Below are 447 nucleotides of genomic sequence, written 5' to 3'. Positions count from 1 at the left end.
CCACGGCGAACGCGTCGGGCTCGCTGCCGTCGGAGTCCGCCGGTCGGACCGCGGTGACGCGCTCGTCCACCACCTGACCGCCCTCGGTCTCGACCTGCGTTCGACCCAGTTCGAGGAGTCTGTCGGGGGCGATCCCGGCGGGGAATCCGAGGTAGTTCTCGACGTGAGCGCACTGCGTGATCGCCGCCTTGCCGCCGTCGAGGACGGTCGTCTCCAGGCCGTACCTGGCGACGAAGGTCGCCGCGGACAGCCCCGCGGCGCCGCCCCCGACGACGGCCACGTCGGCGTCGATCCGCGAGTCCGGGTCCGCGGCTGGCGTGGTGTCGGGACGGGTCGTCATCGGCGCACCTCGACCGGTCTGTCGGCTGTGATGAACGGCTCGTCGGCGTCCGCCGCCGCGAACGCGACCGCGCCGTCGGAGCCGCGCGCCACGCGCCACTGCGGGAG

The 447-nt window shown here is 74.3% G+C and carries 1 protein-coding gene; it reads right to left on the bottom strand.

Annotation, left to right across the window (positions count from 1 at the left end; translation table 11 throughout):
• Positions 1 to 340 (bottom strand): FAD-dependent oxidoreductase (locus D3D02_RS19835; protein WP_121571397.1); only part of this gene is annotated, 340 nt, incomplete at its 3' end.
• Positions 341 to 447 lie beyond the last annotated feature (107 nt).

The organism is Halobellus sp. Atlit-38R, assembly GCF_003665925.1.
In the GTDB taxonomy this organism is placed as follows: domain Archaea; phylum Halobacteriota; class Halobacteria; order Halobacteriales; family Haloferacaceae; genus Haloquadratum; species Haloquadratum inordinatus.
The sequence above is the reverse complement of the archived record's forward strand: the minus strand, read 5'-3'. Positions and strand labels throughout refer to the sequence as shown.